The sequence below is a fragment of the Paracoccus benzoatiresistens genome (assembly GCF_026913015.1).
GTDB classification, from domain to species: domain Bacteria; phylum Pseudomonadota; class Alphaproteobacteria; order Rhodobacterales; family Rhodobacteraceae; genus Paracoccus; species Paracoccus benzoatiresistens.
Map to the genome: position 1 here is coordinate 16,072 of NZ_JAPTYD010000016.1, position 22,837 is coordinate 38,908.

The window sequence follows — 22,837 nt, forward strand, 5'->3', positions numbered from 1 at the left end:
CGTTGGTCTTGAGAGGCATGGGCAGAACTTTCTGGGTCGTGGGCGGAGATCGCTGCAGATGTGTCGATTGGTCCGTCCAGACGAAAAATCGTTTCGAATGATGGGCATCATAACCATCCCGGCACGCAAGAGGAGTGGGTTGGCCGTCGAAACCTGTGGATTGCGGCGCGCTATGGGGCAGGATGGCCGAACTGATCGAAGCCTGGAGCAAGGCCGAGCGTGAAGGGTGCCTTGCTGAACGGATCCGCTTTCATGTCCATGCCTCCTGCTGATCATCGACCAGATCGGCTTTCTGCCCCTTTTCAGCGGGGGCACAAAGTATCGGTGACCGCATCGTCATCCGTGGTATCGGGCATGCCAGTCGCTGCATCTCCATACGCTGGATCGACAGCCTCTTGAACTCCGGGCTCTTCGGATACGGGCGTCGTCGCCATGTCCATAAGCGCTGCATCCCAGGTCTTGACGACAGGATGAACCGCTATGGCGCCGCCCAGCGGTGGGAGCAGGTCGATGCTGTCACTGTCAGGTTCAAATCCGAGGTCACGGCCTATTGCCTCCAGGGTTCGCACCAAGCGGCGCTGTGCTCTTGTCGGCATCGGTGCAGCCTGGCGCAGAATGATCCCGTAGCGCGACAGGTCCAGACGAAGCCCGGCCGAGACATAGCTGAACCCGCTCGGGATGACGCGCAACCGTGCCTCGGTCGATCCCAGCTGCTCCAGCAGCGCTTGCCCCGCCCGCAGCAGATCGATGCGGCGCGGCAGCCTTTCTACGCCTGCAGCAGATCGAGGAGTTCCTGGATCCGGCCGTCCAGCCGGGCGCGCCCGTGGTTCTCCTGGGCGAGATGCCGCTTCAGATCCTGCACCTGACCCGACAAAACCGCCAAGGTTTTCTCCTGCGCCGCCATCCGGGATGCGAGCGTTTCGAACTGTGTGGTCGTGCCCTCCAGCGCGGTCGCGATCCGCTCCATCACCCCCGTCATTCGGTCGATCCGCCTGTCGGCTTCCCGGTCGGTGTTCTGCAGCATCGTCAGAGTAGTGGTCAGCATCGGCTGCAGATGGCGCATGGCCAGCATCAGGTCGTGGGACAGCTCCTCCGAGGTCCTGGGTGCGGTCGACATTGAGGCTCTCCAGGTCGGTTGCAAGGCGGTCAAGGCGGTCAAGGCGGTCCAGGACGGGGGCGGTCAAGGCTGCTGCCAGCTGCGCTGTGGCCCGCAGGGGTGCAAGGCGCGACGCGACGGGCGCCAGCCAGGCAGCCAATTGGTTCAGACGGGCGGCAAGGCCGGCGGGGCCAGAAAGCGTTCGAGCAACCCGGACAAAGCGTCCAGCCCCTGCTGCTGGACCTCGACCCTTGCTTCCAGATTGGCGGTCTGCTTTTCCAATCCGCTGTTCTTCTGTTCCAGATCGCGGAGGCGTGACTCGAGCGACGCGATCTCCGTCGCCTGCTGCCGCTCGATCCGCGCCAGCACGTCGAGGATATGGCGGTCTATCAAACCTGGGCTGGCTGTCGGCATATGCATTCTCCAGAAGGCGGGGAGTAGAAGGAACAAGGTGGTGGCGGGCCGGGATCAGCCGCCGTGCTGTCAGCGGGTCGTCGGCAAACCAGAGAGCGAGGTCCCAGTCAGGCCGTGGCCAGGTTCCTTGTCCATAGCGGTCCTGATTGTAAGCAAGCCTTCGGTTCCACCCGGCCATGAACCGCGCGGGGGCGGCAGCCAGCTCGGCCGCCCGCTCCGCATGCTCGGCCGGGCTCGGGTCCCGCAGGACAAAGCCATCGGAGAAAAGGCGACCCCTGAGCCGAAGGTGTTCGCTGCTTAGCGCGCCTGGCACGCCCATGGTCAGAATTCCTCGAGCTTTGCTCAGGATCGCCATTCCCTCATTCGCCAGCAGCGGCGCGAGCAGGTCGAGCGCCTCCCGGTTGGTTCGGACAGTGCCGGCGACAAGCGCAGTGATGAGTGTGTCCGTCAGGCGCAACTGCGGGTCGGCGGCGGGATCAAGCCCGGCGCGCTCCAGTTCCGCCGCCCTTTTGCTGAAGAGGGTCGGCGGCGCGACGAGCCGGCGACGTGCCGGATCGCATGGATCTGCCCAGCCGAAGCGATGGTTCACGATATCCTGGAGCGCCGACCAGTCCTGACGCGAGCGCCCCGCATCTCCCGGCGGGTGCGGGTTATGGCTCATGATCCGGCCGTCGGAGCGAAAGACCGCTCGCGGTATTACCAGATTGACCTCGAGGCGGCTGGTATGAGTATGAGTGGTGACATAGACGGGCGGCCGGGCAATCTGGGGAATGCCTGCCCAAGCCAGTTGGAAGACCAGTTGAAGGGTCAGGTCCACCTGCCCCCGCAACAGCGGATCGCCAGCATTGAAGCGCGCGACATCAACGTCGCGCGGGGCGAAGGACAACACCAGGCTGGTGTATTTGCGCTGGAACGGCAGGATGGACAACTGCTGGCGCAGCCGGTCGCCGCGGCCGACAAGGATCTCCGGCCGAGGGTCACGCAGAACCGGCTCGCGCTGCGGCCCGATCGCCTTCATCACCACCGGCGCGTCCAGATAGCTGGTCAGCGGCAGATAGCGATCTGCTCCCCGTTGCCCGCCGTTGTTGTCATAGTGCCTGGCAAACGAGATGAGCATCAGACGGTGCTCTCCATGGCCTTACCGCCGCCCTCAGGGCCATCTTTGTCGGCTCCCAGGGCGTCGGCGGACAGGACATCCTCAATGCGGCGCAGTATCAGAAGGAGTTCGGCGGCTTGCAGCCCTGAAAAAGGAGCGGCCATCACACGCCCGGCGATCTCTGCAAGATGGCTGTCGATCCGGGCGAGCAGGCGCACGGCGCCCTCGCGATCCCCGCGCCGGACCAGGCGCGTCTGGCGGCGGCAGGTCAGAAGATAAGCACTGATGCCGAGCCCCGCCTCCCGGGCCTCAGCCGTGATTTCAGCCCGTTCCGCCGAGGTGACGTTCAACACGTCCCATTTCTTGCGTTTCTCCTCCGCGCACTTTCTCGGGCGTGCCATGTCCATGTCCTCACCGGTTGCGACAGCAGCGGGGCTGTCGAGAGGATCATCCGGGCAAGCCGTGAAAAAACCAAACGGTCGCGATGCGTTTTTCGGGGGCCATCGGGGGAGACTTGCTGACGGGCCTGATCATGGGGCGATGCAGGGCCCGGCACGGGACCCGATGCCGGGTCAGGAGTCCAGGCCGGTGAAAGAGGATATCCGGGACATTGAGGCCTCCAAGAACATCAGGCTCTCCACAGCCGTCGTATCGTGCCGCCGGTGATTTTTTCAGGGCCGCGGACCATATTTGAGGTCAACGTCATCCTCATGGACTGTCCAGCCCGATATGACCCGCCCCCCGAAGTCCAGAGCTCGTCCCCTGCTGCGCGAGGCCGATTTCGCGGCGCGGGGCAGACGGCTGGCGGAGCGGAAAGCCCGAGACCATCTGCGCGCCTGCGCCGACCGGGAAGCGCGGGGTGAGGTGCAGATCTGGTCATGGGTGCCGGCGGTCCATGCTGAGCTGATCCGCAGTCTCGTGCCGGCCCTGGGCGCGGCACTGGATGCAGGATGCCCGCCGCGGCAGATCCTGTCCTGGCCGGAGAATTCCAATGCCAAGGCCAAGGCCAGTGACACAACCCAGGCTCATGCCGGTGCCCGTGTCGCGCCGGATGTGACGGGCATGCCCTCTGACGGGTCCGGCGAGAGCGCAGGTCCCGACGATCCCGCTGCCTGGCAGGGAGCAGGTCTCAAGGCGCGGCGCCGCGCCCAGTCCCGCCGCGCGGCAGCGCGCAAGAAAAACCTGGGCCTGAAGCGGGTCTCATTTGTCGTGTCCAAAGCCCACAAGGCGACACTCACCATTCTCATTGGCAAGATCATCGAGGGGTTGCAGGACGGGCTGGTGCCGAGGGTCGAGAGCAGCGCGGCGGCGGGCATCGTGCCGGCGGGCATCGTGCCGGCGGAGCCTTGGCTAGAGCGAACCCGGGCCGACACTCGCGCCGACGGGTCCGGCACCAGATCATCGGCCGATCACCAGCGCCAGCAGATCGGCAAACAGCACGAACACGACACACGTGAGGGCCAGGAGCCAGGCAAGCGGGTCGAAGATCGTTCCACGGCAACGGGTGTAGCAAGCCGGTCCTCGTTCGCGGGGCTGTCGGATGACTGGCATGGCGCGAGAACAGTGTGGGCAGATGAGGCCCTGCCTCGGACCGTCACCGAAAGACAAAGCTCCCCTCTCTTCGACGATATTCAAGCGCTCGACCGGCGCGGCTGGCTGAGGAAGGAGGCTGTGAGCAAGGCCGTCGACCAGGAACGAAGACGTGAGCCTCGTAGCATGGGGATCGATGAGGGAATGTAGCAGGTCGTTCAGCAAAGCCATCCGATAGGCGTTGCGGCGGCCATCCACGACTCGTTCGCAGCCGCGCCGAATGGCCATTGCTGCAAGGCTGAACAGTGCCGGCATGGTGACCGGAGGCCATTTCCAAGAATTGATGCTGAAGATTATCACCCCCCGGAAGAGAGCTTACAATCCCGCGTCACCCTCCGACCTGGACGCTTCAAGTGCAATCTCGATCAGACGTCGAATGGCCTCATTTTCCGACTGCAGCCTTTGATCGAATCTGAAATCGGAGATCCGCTTAGCCTGTTCCTCTGTAAGGTTTACAAGCTTCTTGACAGGATATGCTGGTTCTCTGGCCATGAAAGTAAATTAGTCGCCATAAAGCATGTTGACAATCAACATATACCGCATATGCTGTATATGCAGATCAAGGGAGTGCTTCCGACACTCCCCCGATCCTAACCACGACCTTCTCGGTAAAGGAACCTCATGGCTACCCCGTTCCATACACCCCGGCCGTCGTATATTGAAGCACCGATCTCTTCGGAGCCGCTTACTTTCGAGCACAGGTTCGTCGGGCTTCTCAACGCACTCGCGCATCACATCTACAGCGAGCAGTTCCTGTTCTCGAGCGACCATTCAGACCTCGACCATGAGCGCCTTCGCGACAGCGCCGAGGCGGCGCGGGTCACGCTCGGCAAGGTGTTTGTCCAGATCGCCGCCGTGAAGGGCGTTTCCGGCACGGATGTGCCGCTCTACAAGATGTCGCTCGTCATTGAGGACTTGGTGCGCAATCGCACGGCTCCGGCCTTCCTTCGCCAGGCCGAGGAAAGCATGGCGCTGGACCTGAAGGTTCCTGGAGACGATGCCGCAGAGGCTCGGGCTCGCAGAATGCTGGCCGCAGCCCGCAAGCGAATCCTGCTCATGGCGCAACTGCCGCTTTATCAAAGCAACCGCAAAGGAACTGATGCGGCTGCGGATGTCCCTGCCCCCCAGGCAGCCTGACGCCGCTCCTGCCTGATCCTTCCTTGATCCCTAACAGCCCCGATGGGCTGACCTGGCTCTGATCGGCCAGCCCTTCTGCGCCCTGTCCGATCCCTCTGTGCCAAGGATCATCGCCCCGCGTCCGTGCGGGCCGCACGCGGCCATCTATCCACTTCTTTTTCAGGAGACATCCTATGACCGACCATATCCTTGACTTCCTCGACGCAACGTTCCCGTTCGGTGATCTGGACCTTGTCTCTTTCGACGCCCCCATCCCCGACCATTGGCACGAATTTGCCGAGGCGAAGGGCTTCGAACTCCTGCGCCGGGTCCGAGACAGGAACCATTTGGAACTGCGCTGCAACCAGTGCGATGGCACCATGATCTGCAAGATCTATACCTTGCGCACCGCCCAGCCGATCTGCCCGCACTGCCAAAAGGCACGCTGGCAGGCACTCTGTGAGGAGGCTGGGGTGCGCTTTCTGGGGCGTGGCGATCGCGCCAATTATCTGCGGGTCCAACTCCCCTGCGGTCACGAGACGAGCCGGCAGCAGGAACTGCTCGAGCGTGTCCGGCGCCGCACGACCGCCATCCGCTGCGAGGCTTGCCTCGAGGCACGGATGCAGGCCGAGGCGCGGGCGCGCGGCTGGGAACTGATCGGTGACGATCCTGACGGCCATCTGAGCTACCGCCTTTATCGGCACGCCTGCCGCTATATCCAGCGGGTCGCCGTGGCGAACATGACGACCGGCCGGTTTACCTGCCGGAACTGCAGCGAAGGTTGGCTCAATGACCGTAGCTATATCTACATGATGCGGTTTGTCCTGAAGTCCGGACGAGACGCCATCAAGGTTGGTTTTTCGCGCGATCCGGCGTCCCGGCTGCGTCATCAGCTGGTTACCGAGCGCGATCAGGATGCGCTGCTGATCCGCAGCATCGAGGTGCCCACCGGTCGCGAGGCAATCGAACTTGAGAAAGCCCTGCATACGACACTTCGCCGGCAGCACCCCGACGCAGAGCTCGATCGCATGGAGTTTGCGGCTGAAGTAAATGTCGTCTCCGAACTCTATGACGCGAAGATCGAAGCCGAGATCACGGCGCTTCTGGACCGGATCGAGATCCGGCTCAAGAGACGGGCAAGGCGCCGCGAAAAGCGCCGCCTCAAACGCCTGCGGCGACGCCTCGAGCAGAGCCAGGCGCCTGCCTGCCCTGCGGCGACGGACAAGCTATCGCCCCCTGACCAGGAATAAGAACCCGCCGGCCTGGTCGGCAGCTCCTGGATGAGACCGGCACAGCCCACCCGATCCCACCCCATGTCACCCATCCTTCTGCCGCCCGAGCCGCTCGCGCCCGCGCCCCTGCCGCATCCCGGACCGCATCCGGGATGCCCCAATCAATCTCGCCGGAGACACCCGATGCCCCCTGCCTCGCCCCCCTCCCCGACCCCTTCCCGCCCCGCCTGGTGGAAATTGGCCGAGATCGCTGTGACCCGCCTTCTCGACGAAGACTCCGACCGGCGTGTCGTGGCTGACGCAGCCGACGGCACGTGGCCGCAAGCCTGGGCCGAGGACCACGAGCCAGAAGAGATGGACCCGCCCCGGGCCAATCTGCCGGAGGAGGGCAACGGCAGCACGCCCGACGCATCCGAGATCGGCAGAGCCGTCCCGCTGTCGCCGGGGCCAGTGTCCGCTCCCCGTCACCGCCTCCTGCTTCTCATCCGCCTCGCCGCGAGCCTGGGCAGCCTGGACGCCGTTGACCGGCTACTGTCGCCCGGTGCCCTAACTCTCCTCGAAGGTGTTCCCAACGAAGATTTGGACAGCATCCGCGACCTGCTGGAATTCATCCTGCCCGCATCCTGCACGGTGTCCTCGAAGCCAAGGATCGCGGTCCATGTGCCGGATCTCATGGTGATCCGGCCCAGTTTGGTTGACGGCAGGATCAGCGACTATGCCCTGCGCGAGTATCGCCGCGACGTCGTGGCGGCGCTGCACCTTCCCGCGCCGGTCCTGATCCTGCACCCTCAAGTGGCCGCCCTGCCGGAGGGCCTGCCGGCAGTCGGAATGACCCGCATCCCCTACGCACCCTTGGACCAGGATATACTCCTCGCCGTCCTGCGCCTCAGCCACTCGGAAGCGGGCGGCCTCGACGAGGCAGCGCTCAGGGCGGCCCTGCCGCCTGACGCGGCCCTGGAAGGGCTGGACCCTCTGCCTCTGGCGCTCGCACTGCGCGCACCGACAGCTCAAGCGGTGGCAACGCGCCTTGCAGCCCTCGCGGATCCTGCGGCCGCCCATGCCGTTTCGACGCCAGGACTTGAGAGCTTTGCGAGCGACGCCCCTGCCCTGCGCACGGCCCGCCAGATGGTGGCGGACCTGCAGACCTGGCGGGCGGGCCAGATCGGCTGGAGTGAGCTCTCGCGATCCCTTTTGCTTTACGGGCCTCCCGGCAGCGGCAAGACCTGGCTGGCGCGGGCGATCGGCACCAGTGCCGGCGTAACGGTCATCTCCGCGACCTTCGGCCAGTGGCAGGCCGCGGGGCATCTCGGCGACATGCTGCGCGAGATGCGCAGAAGCTTTGCCGAGGCGCGCGCCAAGAGCCCTGCTGTTCTTGTCATCGACGAGATGGACTCAGTCGGCTCGAGGGAAGACCGAACCTCTCAGAACCCTTCATACCGCCGCCAAGTCGTCAACGCCTTTCTGACCGAGCTGGATGGCATCGCGCAGCACGAGGGGGTGATCGTCATCGGCACCTGCAACGACCGCAGCGGGATCGATCCGGCGGTTCTGCGGCCGGGCCGGATCGACCAAAAGGTAGAGATGCCGCTGCCCGACGCCACTGCGTTGCAGGGGATCCTGCGCCATCATTTGCCCGGTTGGAGCGGGACAGACCTTTCCGATCTCGCCCGTTGCGCCGTGGGGCTCAGCGCGGCCGAGGTGGATGCCGCCATCCGTCGTGCCCGCACAGAAGCCCGTATTCAAGCGCGGGCTCTCATGCCCGACGATCTGCGTGTCGTCTTGGCCCCGACGCTTGATGACCGCGACGCTTACCGGGTGGCTCTGCATGAATGTGGCCATGCTGTTGTCTGCGCGGCGCTGCGTCTCGGCCCGGTGCATCGCATTGCGCTCGGACGAAAGGGCGGCGGCATGACCCATGTCGATCACATCCCGGGATCGGTCCCCCTGTCCCGCCTGCAGGACGACCTTGTGCAGCTTCTCGCCGGACGGGCTGCGGAGGCCGTAGTGCTGGGTGCGGTCTCGACCGGCGCGGGCGGCGACAGAACATCCGACCTGGCCCGGGCCACCGCACTCGCCGTCGGGATCCATGCGCGCTTTGGCTTGGGCGTCCTCGGACCCCTCTGGCTCGGCAATACAGACACGGCGCTGCTTTCCAATCCGGACACCGGCAGCCTGATCCGCCAAGACCTTGAGGCCGCCGAGGTGCGGGCCCGCACCATCCTTACCACCAACAGGGATATCCTGGAGGACATGGCACGAACGCTCCTTGCCGTCCGCGAGATGAACGCAGAGGCCGCGCGCCTCTGGCTCAATCAGGTGCGCCGCTGGCCGACGGAGGGTGAAAACGATCCCGGACATTCCGAAGGTCCCAAGGCTGCCGACGATATCGCGCCCGGCTGAAGGTCTGGGTGACAGATCCCTGACGAACGAGGCAGCCCCACCGTCGCGGCTGTCTCCGATCCCCCCCTTTTTCTGCCTTCTTTCAGAGATATGCCATGACAGCCGACGACCTTCACTGGCTCGAGCAGAGCCTTGCCGCCATCGACGAGGCCCAGGCCGGCCCGACACCCGAGGACCTGGCCACGGCGCCGATGCTGAGCCCTTGGCACCCGATCCTCACCCTTGAGGCCGAGCCGCTGCTGTGGGGCCACGTCAACCGCCACCCCATCCTTGGCGCGAGTTGGATCACCACGTCGCGCCTCATCGCCCTGGATCCCGGCAACCGCTGGGCAAGGACAATCAGCCGCTGGTATCGGCTCGGTCGCCCGATCGGACAGCCTGTCACCAATCCCGAAAGCACGGGAAGGAGGGCGCCGACGCGCGGCGACATGGCTCGGCTTGCGCTCGACGCCGCCCGCCTGGGCTGCCTACCTGTTAGCAATCGAGCCTTGCTCGATCGGCTGATGGCGTCCTCCCTCGCCCAGCTGCGTGCGCACCGTGACAAGATCGCGGCTGCACGCACGGCGAGACACTGATCCGAGGACGGCGCTGAGGGAGGATAAGAGCCTGCCCCACCCGCGCTTCCCGCGAAGACAGGACCGCTATCCACAGCGTCGTGACCTGCGGCCGGATGTCGCCGCAGGGCGGCCGCTGAGGAGCGGCCCCAAAGCTGCCTGCTCCACACGCACCAAATCCGTAAAGGAAGCCTTCTTTGATCCTAGTCATTGCTGACCTGCACCTGGACGCCTGGCTGCGCGACGGGCGCGATCCGCTAGCTAGCATTGCCCCGGTCCTGTCGCACCTGGATGCACTGATCATCGCGGGCGATCTCAGCGATAACCCGGCCTTTCAATGGCCACGCTGCCTCGCGCGCATCGGCCGGCTGATCGACCCGTTCCGCGTCTGGATCGTGCCGGGTAACCATGATTACTGGTCATGGCAGATCGACGGCGACGACCGCTTGGCGGAAATCGCCGAAAGGGCGGGTGCCCATCTGGCGCAGCAGCGGATCATCGACATCGGGACTGTCCGGCTGCTCTGCGCCACCTTGTGGACAGATTTTCAGCTGACCGACGACGCGCCAGAGGCCATGCGCCGGGCCCGAATGGTCATGCCGGACTATGTCCGCATCCGCAAAAGCGCCAACCTCGCGCAGGGTCCGATCCGCCCCGAGGACACCGCAGCCCTCCATCGCGATCATCTGGACTGGCTCACACGCGCGATGGCAGAGCCGTCGGCGGGACAGCGCATCATCGTCACGCACCACGCCCCAAGCCCCGCGGTCGCCGGGCCGATCAACGGGCTTTCACCCGCCTTTGCCTCCAATCTCGACGCTTGGCTCAAGCAGCACCGGCCCAATGGCTGGTTGTTCGGCCACACACACCGGCTCCTGGACGCAACCGTTCACGGTGTGCCGGTGATCAACACGTCGCTCGGCTATCCCGACGAAGTCGAGCCGGGTCAGGAGGCCGAGCGTCTGCTCCGCGGCCTGATCGGCCGCGACGGCATGCGACTGGAAAACTGACCCGCCTCGTTAGCGCAGGTCAGGGCCACTCACTGATCCTTCTCGGCGTCCTGTCCCTTACGGACAACCGGCCAAATCTGCCAAAACTTTCCTTGATAACACCATTCAAGGGCCAAAAATGAGCCATCTGGGGGTCGCGATGAAGCCCTCTTAAGTCGCTGTAACAGAAATACCATTTCAAATCAGTATGTTACACCCGTTACAGCCCGTAACAGAAAGCGTAACAGGTCAAGTCATTGATTTCATTGAAGAATAGGGCAAGTGTTTCATTGTTACGTATTCTGGAAGATATATATACTATACACACGCGCACCCACGCGCACACACACACACACGCGCACACACCAATACACTCGGGCCGTTTTTTTGGCGTAACGCTGTAACATCGTTTCAATTCAATGGCTTATCTGTTACGCAGCCGTAATGAGGGCTGTAACAGCGTAACAAGCGCGGTCTTGTGAGATGGGCAGCCCTGCCCCCACCAACGCCACCGCACCCCGGTTGAACCATGCGAAGAAATGTCCTCAACCACAGCATCATCGCTGCGGCGCACCGTCTCGAAATCCGTTATCCAGCTTCGGCGCTCTGCTCGAAGTTGCACGTGTGGCGATTTTCACGGTCCCATCTTATCTTCATCCCTAACGGCGCGAACACCGCGCGATCAGAAAACACCGAAGATGCGCGATTTCAGAACGATGAACTTCACCGCACCCCACCAGATGGCCTTGGCCAAGTTCTATACGATGGAGGCCAAGGCCTGCGTCGGCATGGTGTGCCACGAATGCCGGTTCCAGGCCGACGACCCCTTCATCGAGGCCGTCGCCGGCGCCGGAGCGATCGCGCGCTTTCGGCCCCGTGATCGGCTGACCGCGGATGACATCGCCCTTGATGCGGTCGGGGTCGAGGAACGGGATTTCCTCATCTTTCCCGCACTCTGCCACGGCGGCAGCATCATCATGCTGGGCAATCCCGCGTTCGGGCGTGGCGGCTCTCTCGCAATACGCGTTATCCAGCATGCCGCCGCGTTTGCCGATGTCATCGCCCTCATCCTGCCGGCTTCGTTTGCCAAGACCTCCATGCAGCGCGGCATCAATCCCCCCTTCCATCTGCAGCTCCAGGTCGATCTGCCCCGTGAACCCTTCGAGATCGGGGACGAGGTGCACCGGGTCCACTGCGTCTTTCAGATCCGGGAACGCTGCCCCGAGGCACGCGGCACGCCCGACGTCCAACCTGACTTCGCATTCGTAACCGATCTGGCGCAGGCCAACCTGGTCATCCACCGGGTGAGCAGCCGTGCTGGCGTGATCCTCCCCTGCCTCGATGCGGCGGCCATCGCATGCGGGCGTATGCCGCAAGACTAATCCGCCAACTCGACCTATTCCATCCAGGCCAAGAGCTGCAGCCCGGAGGGAATGCGTGCACGGCTGGACAGGCTGCCCTTGGCGGCGGCCGCTGGCGGAGCAGTCCAGCCATCACTCACCCGCCGTAAGCTAGGGGCGCTTCACGCCGCCGCGGAAGGGATCCGTCACAAGGCAGAACAGGACGAACCCGTCCATCGGTCACGGGAGCTGCTCCCCACCGCAATGAGCAAGGTGCACCGGGTTGGTATTGTCGTAATGACCATGGCCGAGCCCACAGGACCGATTGCCAACATGAGCGTTCCGCCCTGGGATGCCCCTCGGCGCGCTGGCGTAAACCGCTTTTGGCATTCTATGGCAGACCGATGGTCGCGGCCTGCGCGACACCAGCCTCCCGGAGGCCGAAGACTGCTGTCGAGCGGAGCCCTTGCGATGAGGCATTACGAGAGCCGCTCTAGCGCCACAGGATGGACGGCGACGTCGACAGTGGTGCGGGTTCTCGAAACGCCAACGATGGTGCGTATCCGACTGCGTCTGATGCGCTCATCCCGCTTGTTTTCGGCCGGCACCCTGCTCACGGCGCCCGCTGGATCGAGACCATGGCCGCGGCGACACGCAGCATAGTCCAGCGCCTTGATGGTGGAAACCGACACGGCTGCTAGGGGAGGGCGCTTCATCTGATCAGCCAAGACATTCCGATGCCTGGATCCTCCTCCCAGCTGCCGACGGATCTCGGTGACGTGCGACCACAAGATCAGTCAGCAGGCTGATCCCCTGCCGCCAGGCTCAAGGCCGGGAGCGGATGGCTGCGCATCCAGTCCCGCGCCTCTCGGGATCCTTGTGTCAACCGGTGCCTTGCCGAGGGCATCAGACCTAAGCCTGACGTGCACTGAGCCCTCCCCGTGGCCCACCCCTCGTCGAACTTTGACGAGCAACAACGCCGTGAGATGTTCTGACCGCAAGGATAACGGTCGTTCTCTCAGCCACCGACACGATCAACGTCCTGCCGCGGCTGACACCGGGGTGTAGCAAGTTCTGCTGCGCCACGGCGCCCTGCAGGGTCATGGCGGGCGGGTATGGCAGCAGCAGAGCACAAGAACGATCACCGTTCCAAACCTGTGGATTACGGAAAACCGGTTGTATCGCGCCGCAGAAATGTCGTTAATGTAAGGGTCGGCTTGATTTAACAGGATACCGCCGACATGACGCCTTTCGATGCCATGGAAATCCAGGGGAGCATCGTCTCCTCCACCCTTTCCGCATTCCCCTGCCCCGCCGCGCCGACAACCGCCATTGATCATGCGGTGATCTGCGGCGATGCCCTTGCGGGCATGGCGGCCCTGCCGGCCGGCAGCATTGACGTTGTAGTGACCTCGCCGCCCTACAACATCGGCCTGTCCTATCGCAGCTATGACGATCGCCTGCCGCACCAGGCCTATCTCGACTGGATGGGGGAGACCGCGGCGCAAATCGCAAGGGTGCTTGCCCCCAACGGCGCCGCCTTCATCAATCTGGGCGCCGGCGCCGATCCCTGGCAGGCCATGGACGTCGCAGGTCAGTTCCGCCAGCATCTGGCGCTCCAGAACACCATTACTTGGGTCAAGTCCGTGACCGTTGATGGCGTGACGCGGGGGCATGTCCGGCCGGTCAACAGCCGCCGCTTTCTCAACCGGTCACACGAGTGCATCTTCCACCTCACAAAAAGCGGCGACGTCCCGATCGACCGGCTGGCGATCGGTGTGCCCTATACCGACAAGACGAACCTGCGGCGCTGGAAGGCGGCGCGACAGGACCTGCGCTGCGGCGGCAACACCTGGTTCATCCCCTACGAGACGGTCAGGACGTCTGCGGGAGAGATCCGCCATCCGGCCGCCTTTCCGCTCGAACTGCCGCGCCGCTGCCTCCGCATGCATGGTGGGCAGGGCGTGGTGCTTGATCCTTTCCTGGGCTCAGGGACCACGCTCGTCGCCGCGCGGGAGCTCGGATGGCGGGGCATCGGGATCGAACTCGATCCGGACTATGCGGCCATGGCACGGGCTCGGATCGCGGCAGCCGACGTTCCGGACAGGGGCTGAGGACAGCTTCGGCAAATGGCGGGGCGGGACGAACCGCAAATCGGTCACAGGAATTGTGGGGCAACTGTCCTGTTTCTCGTCGAGAAACTTTACAGCACCGATCCCGACGCTCCCACTGATTGCGGGGAACTCGACGGGAGTTATTCCGTCTATGCCTGCCAACTGCCGGATGGCCGATCGTGGCGGCAGGTCTCCGTGAACCCTGCGACCGAATGCCTGATCCATGGCCTGCTGCCAGCAGGCGAGGGACACTGAACGCCGCTTACTGCATGGCGGCAGAGCAAAGAACTACAGCGTAAACCATGGAATTCAACGACATGATCAGCAAGGACCAACATCCTCCCCGCGACGAGCATCCAGGCTCGTTCATCCGGGAGCTCAGGAAGGCAAATCCCGCCGGTGCGGAGCTGCTGAACCGGAACAGAGCCAGGGCCAACATTGCACGGTCTTTGCGCAAAATGCGCAAGGCGCAGGGAATGACACAGGGGCAGGTCAGCGAGGCCTCCGGCATGACCCAGCCGATGATTTCCAGACTGGAGTCTCCTCTTGGGTCCATGCCGACACTGGACAGTGTCATGCGCTATGTGACCGCCTGCAATGGCCATCTCAGCATGGACTTCCGGCTCGAACAGGAGGCCGGTGGTAAGGAGGACGCACCCCAATACAGCACCGCCAGCCTGGTCTGATGCTCTGGTGGCTGAACCTGGTTACGGCACGTGACACGACGATCCTTGCCGTTCCGGTCTGGCCTTTGAACTGGAACAAGACGTGATCCGCCCCGAATTTACCGGAGAGTTTTGATTTCACCGATTGGCTGCTTTTCGAGAGCGTTCAAGCGTGCATAGGAGGCCTTTGAACCGCCCCGGGTTTGCCGGAGGCTGGTTACCTTTAGTTACGCGGCGATGTCTTCAGTTTCCAGCGCCGCGTAGAAGTTTGCCTCCGCCTCGGCTGGCGGGATGTTCCCGATGGGCTACGAGTCGGCTTGGCCGATCGCCATGTCCGAGATCGACCGCTTCCTGGAGGAGCATGGGCTTTGAGGCCGGGCAGGCCGCGCCAGCGACGAGGCGGTCAGGACCGGCGAGTGTCGTCCTACCGCGAGCCTCTCATCCGCTCGATCCGGTCGAACAGCGGGGCAAGCCTGCCCCGATGATAGGTCAGCCCCTCATAGACTGCATAGGCCCGCCGCGCCCAGCCCACATAGACCTGCGAGCGGCCGGTTACGGATGCCAGCCGCGCCATCCGGTGCGAGCCGCGGCTGATCGCGGCGCGGGTTCGATAGACGAGCTTCCGGCGCCAGCCGATCCCCCCCGCCTGCGGCGCCACGCGCTTGACGGGCCGGAGGCCTCGCCTGGCCCAGGTCAGGCGATAGGCCAGCCCCTCGCGCCGCTGGCGGAAGCCCGCCGCCTGCGTGTCGGCCACGAAATCGGCATCGACCTCTTTCAGATCCAGCCGGCCCTGGGCCACGCCCTCGTCGATCAGGCGCTGGATCAGGGGGGCGCGGACCACCACCACATTGGTGCCCCGCCCGTCCGAGGAATAGGGCTCCACCCACGCATCGCCGAAGCTGACATCGGCCGTTTCCGCCACCACATCGTCGCAGAAGTTGCAGGCCGAGTTCTGTAAATAGCCCGCGCCCCAATCGCCGTCGGCCAGGTGGAACCACTCGTTCTGCACGGTGCTGCCATCGTCCAGCGTCAGATGCGCGGTATACCAGTTCGCCGGGCGGTTCGCGTCCTTCAGCCGGTATTCCACGGCCCGCACCCGGTCGTGGTCCGCGCCGAGCTGCCAAGCGAAGCTTTCGACGAAGCGCGCGCTTTTCATATGGCCGCAGAACAGGCCCAGCATATGCGTGATCCGTTCCGCCAACAGCGGATCCTGTGCTCGGGCCAGGTGCACGGCCTTGATGAAACAAGGGATGCCCACCACCGCATAGCGGCCCGGCGTGGCGCGGACCTCCTCCAGCACATCGGCCAGGTGGATCGGGTGATAGCGGGATCGGGCGCCGGCCAGCAGTTCCTCTTCCGTCCGGCTGATGCGATAGCCGAAGAAGGGCTGGCCTGGCGCACCTGGATGGACATGCAGCACGCCATCGATGTTTCCGCGGCGCATCAGTTCGGCCGCGACCCAGCTGACCATTCCGCCGGAGCTGCCGCGCTCGCGGAAGGGCGGCTCGGCCACCGCACCGACATGGCAGCTGATGTGGCGGCCGAGGCGCGCGTCGAGGTGCGGCGCGTCGAGAAAGCGGGCGGCGGCGATGGCGTCCTCGTTCTCGGCCGAAGGCGAGAAGGGGCAGAGCCTGGCGAACTCCTCGCTGCGCCGGTGCGTGGCAGGGCCGGTGGGCTTCAACTGGCGGTAGGGGTCCCATTCCATCCTGGCCCCCGTCCCGGACGCGCAAGACCCGCAGCCGATGCACAGGCCCGACCGGACGATCTGCGCGGGGCTGAGGGCCCGGCTCATGCCGGCCCCGCCAGCGCCGCGTCGAGCCAGGCTGCAGATTGTGCCCGCAACTCCGCGATCCGTGTCCGGACGGCATCCGAAACGGGTTCCGCCAACAGCGCGCCCACGTCACCGGGGTCGCGGTCCTCAAGGGTCAGGTGGCGTTCGGCCCCGAGCAGCGCGGTCAGGTCGCGGACCTTGGTCCAACGGTAATCCGAGGGCGCGCAGGCCAGCGGCTTGTTATTCACCAGCGCAAAGCAGCAGCCGTGGAAATAGGTCGTGGCCACGGCTCCAGCGCCCGTGACCAGCGCCGCGAAGTCCTGCGGCCCGGCATCCAGGCGTTGCTCGTCGGCCCAGTCGTTGCGATAGCCGACACTGATCGTGCGCAAGCCACGGCCGCGTGCGGCCGCCTGCACGCGCTCGGCGAACCAGGCGGGGATGTGGTGGCCATAGACCAGCACGTAAGGATCTCCCCCGGCCGGGATTACCTGCGGCGGGTTCAGCAGGACCGGATCGAGCACCATGGCGGGTTCCCGCCCCGTGGCGCCCGCCACGAGCCCCCGACTGTTGTCGTCGCGGACCGAGATCGCGTGGAGATCGCGCAACCGCGCCGACCACTGGGGTTCGACGAAGGGTGCCGCATAGTTGCCGAAGCTTGCGGCATAGGTGACGGTGCGGAGCGCGGCGAGCCCTTCGCCCCAGAAGATCGGCTTGCCGCCATACCAGGGATGGGACAGGTTCAGCACCTCGTCGCTGCCGATCACCGCCAGATCGACCGGCGGCATTGCCCGGGGGTTGTCCAGGTCGAAGGGCGCGGACAAGGGCAGCGCATCAAAGGCCTGCACGAACTTGCGCAGCTTGCGGCCATATTGCGCCACATCGGCGCGGGACGAGCGGTCGGGCGTCAGTGGCTGGAAGGCATAGCGCCATTCGCGCGAGGTCACGTCGCGCGAGTGATGGTCCAGCAGGACGGCGTCATGGCCGCGCGCGGCGATTGCTTCGGTCAGGCAGCGAGCCTGCCAGTAGCTGCCATAGTTGATGCAGCGGTGGAAAGTCAGGACCCCGACGCGCATTTATCGCCCATAGATCTGGTCGATCACCCGCGCGACCGTCACCAGGTGCCGCGTGTCGTCATCATGGCGCGCCCCCGATGCCAGCCGCGCCAGCCAGTCCACCGCCGCGCGCCCGCCCCAGTCATCGGGCGGCTCGGCCAGGGATTCGGCGCGGATATGGTGATGCCGCTCGGCCCGCAGGTCGTAGAATGAGCCGTTCACGTTGCGCAGGGACGCGCCCCCCTCGGTGCCGAAGAACTCGGCCGCGATCACCGCCTCGCGCCCCGCCTGCAGGCCCCAGGAACAGGCGAGCCGCACCACCGTGCCGCCCGCCAGATCCAGGGTGGCGACGGTGTAATCCTCGACCTGGGCCGCAGGATCGGCCAAGGGGGCACCCTTGGCGTAAAGGCGGCTTTCGACGCCGGTCACCTCGGGCCAGCCCAGCGACCACAGCGCGAGGTCGATCAGATGAACGCCCAGGTCCACGACGCAGCCGCCGCCTGAGAGCCGCGGATCGTAGAACCAGGGCTTGTCCGGTCCCCAGGCGTTGTGAAAGGTCACGTCCAGGCCAAAGACATGGCCCAAGGCGCCCCCGTCCAGCAGCGGGCGGATCGCGGCCATCCCGGCGGTGTGGCGATAGGACAGATCCACGCCTAGCAGCCGGTCTGCACGGCGGGCCGCCTCGACGACCTCCGCCACCTCCGGCCCGGTGCGGCCCAGCGGCTTCTGACAGAAGACCGCCTTGCCCGCCTCCAGCGCGGCGATGGACTGCCGGGCATGGGCGGCGCTCGGGGTAGCGATCACCACGGCGTCGATCTCGGTGGCCAGCAGCGCCTCCAGCCCGTCTACCCGCCGGGCGCCGGGCGCGAGCGTCAAGGCCTCGGCGGCGCTGGTGTCGTCAGGCTCGGCGACCGCGACAATCTCGGCCAGCCCGGTCGCGGCTAGGGCCGCCATCCGGTGCCGCCCGATCCAACCAGTGCCGAGGAACCCGAGGCGCGGCGTCACAGCGCCACCCAGGCCTTAACAAAGCTGCCGGGCTTGTCGCGGGTGGCGGCCAGCGCCTCGCCCAGCCGGTCCAGCGGGTAAGTGCCGGTCAAAAGCGGCGACAGGTCCAGCCGGCCCGAGGCAAGCGCATCCACCGCCGCGCGCAGACCCGCCACGCGGACCCCCGCATCGCGTTCATGCGCGCTGGCGATGTCGATACCCTTCCAGTTCCACATCTGCATGTTCACCTGCCGCGGCCCGTCCTGGTGATATCCCGCGATCACCAGACGCCCGCCCTCGGCCACCAGTTCCCCGGCCAGATCCAGGGGCCACTGCTTGCCCACGCATTCGATCACCCGTTCGGCCATGCGGTCCCCGGTCAGGCGCTTCACGTCCTCGATGATGCGCGAGTGATCGTCCATGGGGATGGTTTCCGCCGCTCCCATCCCGCGCGCCAGATCCAGCGTTTCGGCCCGGCGCGAAACCGCGATCACCTTTGCCCCCGCCTCCGTCGCCAGCCGCGTCAGGATCGCGCCCAGAAAGCCGATGCCGACGATCACCACCGTCTGGCCCGGGCGGACGTCCGACCGCGCAAAAATGTTCATGGCGCAGGCTACCGGCTCGCCCGGGACCGGCATCCCGACCAGCGAAGCGGGCAGCGGCACCACCATCGCGGCAGGCGCCAGGTCGTATTCGGCATAGGACCGTTCGGTCAGCGCGGTCACGCGTTGGCCCACCGACAGCCCCCCGACACCCGCGCCCAGGGCCGCGATGCTGCCCCAGCCTTCATGCCCCATGCCGCCCGGCGTGCCCGGCCAGGTGGACCAGGGCTGGCCTTCCCAAGGCTCGACGTTGGACGCGCAGACGCCGCAGCCTTCCAGCCGGATCAGCACCTCGCCGGGGCCGGGTTGGGGAACGGGCACTTCGGCCAGGGAAAACCGCTGCGGTCCTTCAAGGATCGCGGCGCGCATGAGGGAAGGTGTCGTCATTTGGGCCTTTTCGGAACCGGATGGGGGGTGCTGCGGCTTTCGCTGCCACGGCCGCACTGAGAAGGAGGGAGCGCATGACCCGAAACGCTGTGGGCAACCAGATGAGCGAACGGCTTGCCACCAATATCGAAGCGCTGGCCCAGCGGCGCCGGCGTGAGGCCGAGGACGCGCCGCTTGGCGCGCGGATCGCGGCCCGGATCACGGCCTTCACCGGCTCGATGAGCTTCGTGGTCCTGCATCTGGTGATCTATGGCTTCTGGATCACTGCCAACCTGGGCTGGATCCCGGCCGTGACGCCGTGGGATCCGACCTTTGTCGTGCTGGCGATGGAAGCCTCGGTCGAGGCGATCTTTCTGTCCACCTTTGTCCTGATCAACCAGAACAGGCAGGCCGAGGCGGCCGACCGACGCGCCGATCTGGACCTGCATGTCGGGCTTCTGACCGAGGACGAACTGACCAAGCTGGCCGAGGTCATCCACCGCATCGCAGAGAAGCTGGACGTGCCGCTGGACCAGGGCCTGTTGGCCGAGGTCGAAAAGAACGTCGACCCCGAGCAGGTGCTGGACGCCCTGGGCTCGCAGACAGGCGATCACGAGGCGGGTGCCGCGAGGGCCAAGCCTTCCGCGATAAAGGCCTCGACCGCCTCGTAGGCCTCGTCGTCGGTCATCTGCTCGGGTGGGTGCTTGCAGAACCAGGCGGCGGGCGCGAGGATCGGACCGGCAAGCCCGCGGTCGCGCGCAATGGCGGCGCAGCGGATCATGTCGATGGCGACACCCGCGGAATTCGGGCTGTCCTCGACCGACAGGCGCAGCTCCAGGTTCATGGGCACGCCGCCGAACAGCTCGCCCTCCATCCGCAGGAAGCAGACCTTGTTGTCGTTCTGCCAGGCGACGTAGTCCGACGGGCCGACATGGATGTTGTCCTCGGTCAGGCGTTCGGCGGCGACCGACTGCACGGCCTCGGTCTTGGAGATCTTCTTCTTCTCCAGGCGCTTGTGGTTCGCCATGTTCAGGAAGTCGGTATTGCCGCCAGTGTTCAGCTGGTATGTCCGGCACAGCTTGACGCCGCGCTTGTGGAACAGGTCGGTCAGGACGCGGTGGACGATGGTGGCCCCAAGCTGCGCCTTGATGTCGTCGCCGATGATCGGCACGCCCGCGGCCTGGAACCGCTCGGCCCAGACGGGATCCGACGCAATGAAGACAGGAATGTTGTTGACGAAGGCCACGCCCGCTTCCAGCGCGCATTCGGCATAGAATTCGGTCGCCTTCTGGCTGCCGACGGGCAGGTAGTTCATCAGCACGTCCACCTGTGCATCCCGGAGCGCCGCCACGACCTCCTCGCGCGTGGGCTCGGGGGCATCGGCGGGAACAAAGGTCCGCTCGGCCGGGTAATCGGCCATGTGCTCGGCCACGCCGTCCAGGATGCAGCCCATGCGGACCACGGCGCCCGTGTCCGGCACCTCGGGGGCAAAGACGGCGGTGCAGTTCGGAAGCGCGAAGATCGCCTGCGCCACGTCGCGTCCGACCTTGCGGGCGTCGATGTCCCAGGCCGCGACCACGCGGATGTCGTCGGGACGATAGCCCGCCAGCGTGTGATGCATCAGCCCCGTGGCATCGTTCTTTCCGGCATAATGCGTCAGTCCCTGCACGAGGGAACTTGCGCAGTTGCCGACCCCGATGATGGCAATATTGATCGGCATGTGGACGTCTTTCATGTGGGGGCCTTCAGGTCAGGGCCGACATTGTCGCCGGCGATGTGGCCTCAACCCGCCGGGGGGCATATCGTTCGATCATGGCGGCGCAGAAATCGGCGAACTGCTGCGGATCATGCGGCGGGCTGGTGTGGTGGGCGCCGGGGCCAAGATGTTCCGGCGTGAAGCAGAAGGTGACGGTCGTGTCGAAATCGGCCAGGGCCTCCATCTGCCGGTCAAACCAGCCCAAGGCATCGGGACGGAAGCTGTCGGCCCAGGACAGGCCCGTGCGCAGGTGCCTGACGCCCAGTCGTTTCATCCAGGCCACCGCGTCGTCCAGGCGCGGGTCCTGGTAATGGAACCATTGCATCAGCCCCATATCGGCGGCGTGCGGCGCATAGGCCTCCAGCCCGGGCTTGGGCGTGCCGTCGGCGCGGATCAGGCCCATGTAGAAATGGCGGTAATAGGACGATCCCTCGGCCTCGCGGTGGCGGGTCGTGGCGCCCCATTCCTGCGGCAGGTCGAACAGCGAATACCAGAAGACGCGCGGCACCCGGCCGACCAGCAGCTCGGCGGTCTTCTTGACACCGAAGACCTGCACTTCTTCCGCGCCGAAACTGCCCACGCCGACCTCGGTCACCCAGACCGGCTTGTGGGTCACGGCCTCGATCTCGGCCACCTTGGCGGGCCATTCGTGGATCTGCCATAGGTTCCAGTCCAGCGGGAAGCCATGGACCGCGACCACGTCCACATGGTCCAGCGCGCCATGGCCCTGCATGCGCTGGACCCAGAGGGGATCAATGGGCGACATGCCGCCGAGGACCCGGGTGATGTCCGGGTTCACCGCCTGGATCGCCTGGCCGGCCAGCGTGACGCATTGGCCGAACCGCGACCAATCCGGGTCCAGTTCGGGATCCCAGTGGGACTTGTTGTTTGGCTCGTTCCAGATCATCGCGGCTTCGATCATCGGGCAGGCTCCTCGGGTCGGGCAGGATAGACCACGTGGGGTCCGTATTGGGCGAAGGGCACCGGGGCGGTCCGGCACAGGTAGACCTCGTCGGCGGGACCGGTGAGGGTTTCAAAGCCCGAGGCGCGCAGCATCGCCTCGACACCGGCGCGGTTCGGGACCCACCAGTTGGTCCAGTCATTGGCCCACTGGCGCTCAATGAAGGCCATGCGCGGCCAGTCAGGCTGCTGGAAATGGGCGTCTTCCGAGAAATCGTAATCCTCGGCCGGCGTGGCGACCATGTCGGGACCGCGGGTCAGGGTCTGGAACAGCATCAGGTCGTCTGCCACATGCTCGCGGATCAGGTCCAGCGCCAGAAGCGGGTGGCGCAGGTGGTAAAGCACGCCCATGAAGATCACGAGGTCGAAGCGTTCTCCCAGAGCCGCCACGTCATAGACGCCCATCTGGCGGAACTCGACGCCCGCCACGTCCAGCACCTGCGCCGCAAAGCGCGCCTGCGCCAGATAACGGGAGTCGGTGTCGATGCCCAGCACCCGCGCGGCCCCCCGGCGGCACATCTCGAAGCTGTAGAAGCCCGCGTTGCAGCCGATGTCCAGGACTGACTTTCCGGTCAGAGCCTCGGGGACTAGATGCGAGAAACGGGAGAACTTGTCAGAGGGATAATCGCCCAGGAAATGCGCAGGCGCAGTTCGAATGCCCTGCAGGTCGAGGTTCTGGAACCACGGGCCAAGTCGTTCTGCTTTCTCTGCGATCTGCGCTGCGTTCATCGTCCGTTCCA

General features: G+C 65.4%; 19 protein-coding genes. 10 read left to right on the top strand and 9 right to left on the bottom strand.

Annotated elements, in window-relative coordinates:
• Positions 1-302: 302 nt before the first annotated feature.
• Together OU682_RS12265 and OU682_RS12270 are read right to left on the bottom strand one after the other, a co-directional pair.
• Complete coding sequence (locus OU682_RS12265; protein WP_268942415.1) at positions 303-2,627, bottom strand: hypothetical protein; 2,325 nt, start codon at positions 2,625-2,627, stop codon at positions 303-305.
• Positions 2,627-3,007, bottom strand: a complete 381-nt coding sequence (locus tag OU682_RS12270) for a plasmid mobilization protein (protein ID WP_268942416.1) — start codon at positions 3,005-3,007, stop codon at positions 2,627-2,629. The genes OU682_RS12265 and OU682_RS12270 overlap by 1 nt, the downstream gene beginning before the upstream one ends.
• A 328-nt stretch (positions 3,008-3,335) precedes the next feature.
• Here OU682_RS12270 and OU682_RS12275 point away from each other — a divergent pair, with 328 nt between their 5' ends.
• From OU682_RS12275 to OU682_RS12315, 9 genes are all read left to right on the top strand, one after another.
• Positions 3,336-4,346, top strand: coding sequence for a hypothetical protein (locus OU682_RS12275; protein WP_268942417.1), 1,011 nt, complete (start codon positions 3,336-3,338; stop codon positions 4,344-4,346).
• Positions 4,347-4,817: 471 nt separating this feature from the next.
• Positions 4,818-5,333 (top strand): hypothetical protein, encoded by a 516-nt coding sequence (locus OU682_RS12280; protein WP_268942418.1) that lies wholly within the window; start codon positions 4,818-4,820, stop codon positions 5,331-5,333.
• Between the two features lie 173 nt (positions 5,334-5,506).
• Positions 5,507-6,562, top strand: a complete 1,056-nt coding sequence (locus OU682_RS12285) for a GIY-YIG nuclease family protein (protein ID WP_268942419.1) — start codon at positions 5,507-5,509, stop codon at positions 6,560-6,562.
• Positions 6,563-6,781: 219 nt separating this feature from the next.
• Positions 6,782-8,944 (top strand): AAA family ATPase, encoded by a 2,163-nt coding sequence (locus OU682_RS12290; RefSeq protein WP_268942420.1) that lies wholly within the window; start codon positions 6,782-6,784, stop codon positions 8,942-8,944.
• Between the two features lie 95 nt (positions 8,945-9,039).
• On the top strand, positions 9,040-9,519 hold the full coding sequence (locus tag OU682_RS12295) for a DUF6634 family protein (protein WP_268942421.1): 480 nt from the start codon (positions 9,040-9,042) through the stop codon (positions 9,517-9,519).
• A 176-nt stretch (positions 9,520-9,695) separates the two neighbouring features.
• On the top strand, positions 9,696-10,508 hold the full coding sequence (locus tag OU682_RS12300; protein WP_268942422.1) for a metallophosphoesterase: 813 nt from the start codon (positions 9,696-9,698) through the stop codon (positions 10,506-10,508).
• Between the two features lie 677 nt (positions 10,509-11,185).
• On the top strand, positions 11,186-11,869 hold the full coding sequence (locus tag OU682_RS12305; protein WP_268942423.1) for a hypothetical protein: 684 nt from the start codon (positions 11,186-11,188) through the stop codon (positions 11,867-11,869).
• Between the two features lie 1,199 nt (positions 11,870-13,068).
• On the top strand, positions 13,069-13,941 hold the full coding sequence (locus tag OU682_RS12310; protein ID WP_268942424.1) for a DNA-methyltransferase: 873 nt from the start codon (positions 13,069-13,071) through the stop codon (positions 13,939-13,941).
• A 302-nt stretch (positions 13,942-14,243) separates the two neighbouring features.
• Positions 14,244-14,627 carry a helix-turn-helix domain-containing protein gene (locus tag OU682_RS12315; protein ID WP_268942425.1) on the top strand — a complete coding sequence of 128 codons (384 nt, stop codon included), beginning with the start codon at positions 14,244-14,246 and terminating at the stop codon, positions 14,625-14,627.
• Positions 14,628-15,030: 403 nt separating this feature from the next.
• Here OU682_RS12315 and OU682_RS12320 read toward each other — a convergent pair whose 3' ends face one another.
• From OU682_RS12320 to OU682_RS12335, 4 genes are read right to left on the bottom strand one after another with little or no spacing between them, the layout of a single operon-like run.
• Positions 15,031-16,398 (bottom strand): Coenzyme F420 hydrogenase/dehydrogenase, beta subunit C-terminal domain, encoded by a 1,368-nt coding sequence (locus OU682_RS12320; protein WP_268942426.1) that lies wholly within the window; start codon positions 16,396-16,398, stop codon positions 15,031-15,033.
• Positions 16,395-17,450 (bottom strand): polysaccharide pyruvyl transferase family protein, encoded by a 1,056-nt coding sequence (locus OU682_RS12325; protein ID WP_268942427.1) that lies wholly within the window; start codon positions 17,448-17,450, stop codon positions 16,395-16,397. The genes OU682_RS12320 and OU682_RS12325 overlap by 4 nt, the downstream gene beginning before the upstream one ends.
• Positions 17,451-18,446: a Gfo/Idh/MocA family protein gene (locus OU682_RS12330; protein WP_268942467.1), complete on the bottom strand. Its 996-nt coding sequence runs from the start codon at positions 18,444-18,446 to the stop codon at positions 17,451-17,453.
• Positions 18,431-19,402 (bottom strand): MDR/zinc-dependent alcohol dehydrogenase-like family protein, encoded by a 972-nt coding sequence (locus OU682_RS12335; RefSeq protein ID WP_268942428.1) that lies wholly within the window; start codon positions 19,400-19,402, stop codon positions 18,431-18,433. Before OU682_RS12335 ends, OU682_RS12330 begins: the two co-directional genes overlap by 16 nt.
• A gap of 74 nt (positions 19,403-19,476) precedes the next feature.
• Here OU682_RS12335 and OU682_RS12340 point away from each other — a divergent pair, with 74 nt between their 5' ends.
• A complete protein-coding gene (locus tag OU682_RS12340) occupies positions 19,477-20,052 on the top strand; it encodes a DUF1003 domain-containing protein (protein WP_268942429.1) in 576 nt (191 codons plus the stop codon).
• Here OU682_RS12340 and OU682_RS12345 read toward each other — a convergent pair.
• The 3 genes from OU682_RS12345 to OU682_RS12355 are packed head-to-tail and all read right to left on the bottom strand — an operon-like array spanning position 19,992 to position 22,826.
• Positions 19,992-21,116, bottom strand: coding sequence for an inositol-3-phosphate synthase (locus OU682_RS12345; RefSeq protein ID WP_268942430.1), 1,125 nt, complete (start codon positions 21,114-21,116; stop codon positions 19,992-19,994). The two genes, OU682_RS12340 and OU682_RS12345, sit on opposite strands and share 61 nt — an antisense overlap.
• Before the next feature lie 10 nt (positions 21,117-21,126).
• Positions 21,127-22,059 carry a glycosyl hydrolase gene (locus tag OU682_RS12350; RefSeq protein WP_268942431.1) on the bottom strand — a complete coding sequence of 311 codons (933 nt, stop codon included), beginning with the start codon at positions 22,057-22,059 and terminating at the stop codon, positions 21,127-21,129.
• Complete coding sequence (locus OU682_RS12355; RefSeq protein WP_268942432.1) at positions 22,056-22,826, bottom strand: TIGR04290 family methyltransferase; 771 nt, start codon at positions 22,824-22,826, stop codon at positions 22,056-22,058. Before OU682_RS12355 ends, OU682_RS12350 begins: the two co-directional genes overlap by 4 nt.
• Positions 22,827-22,837: the final 11 nt, after the last annotated feature.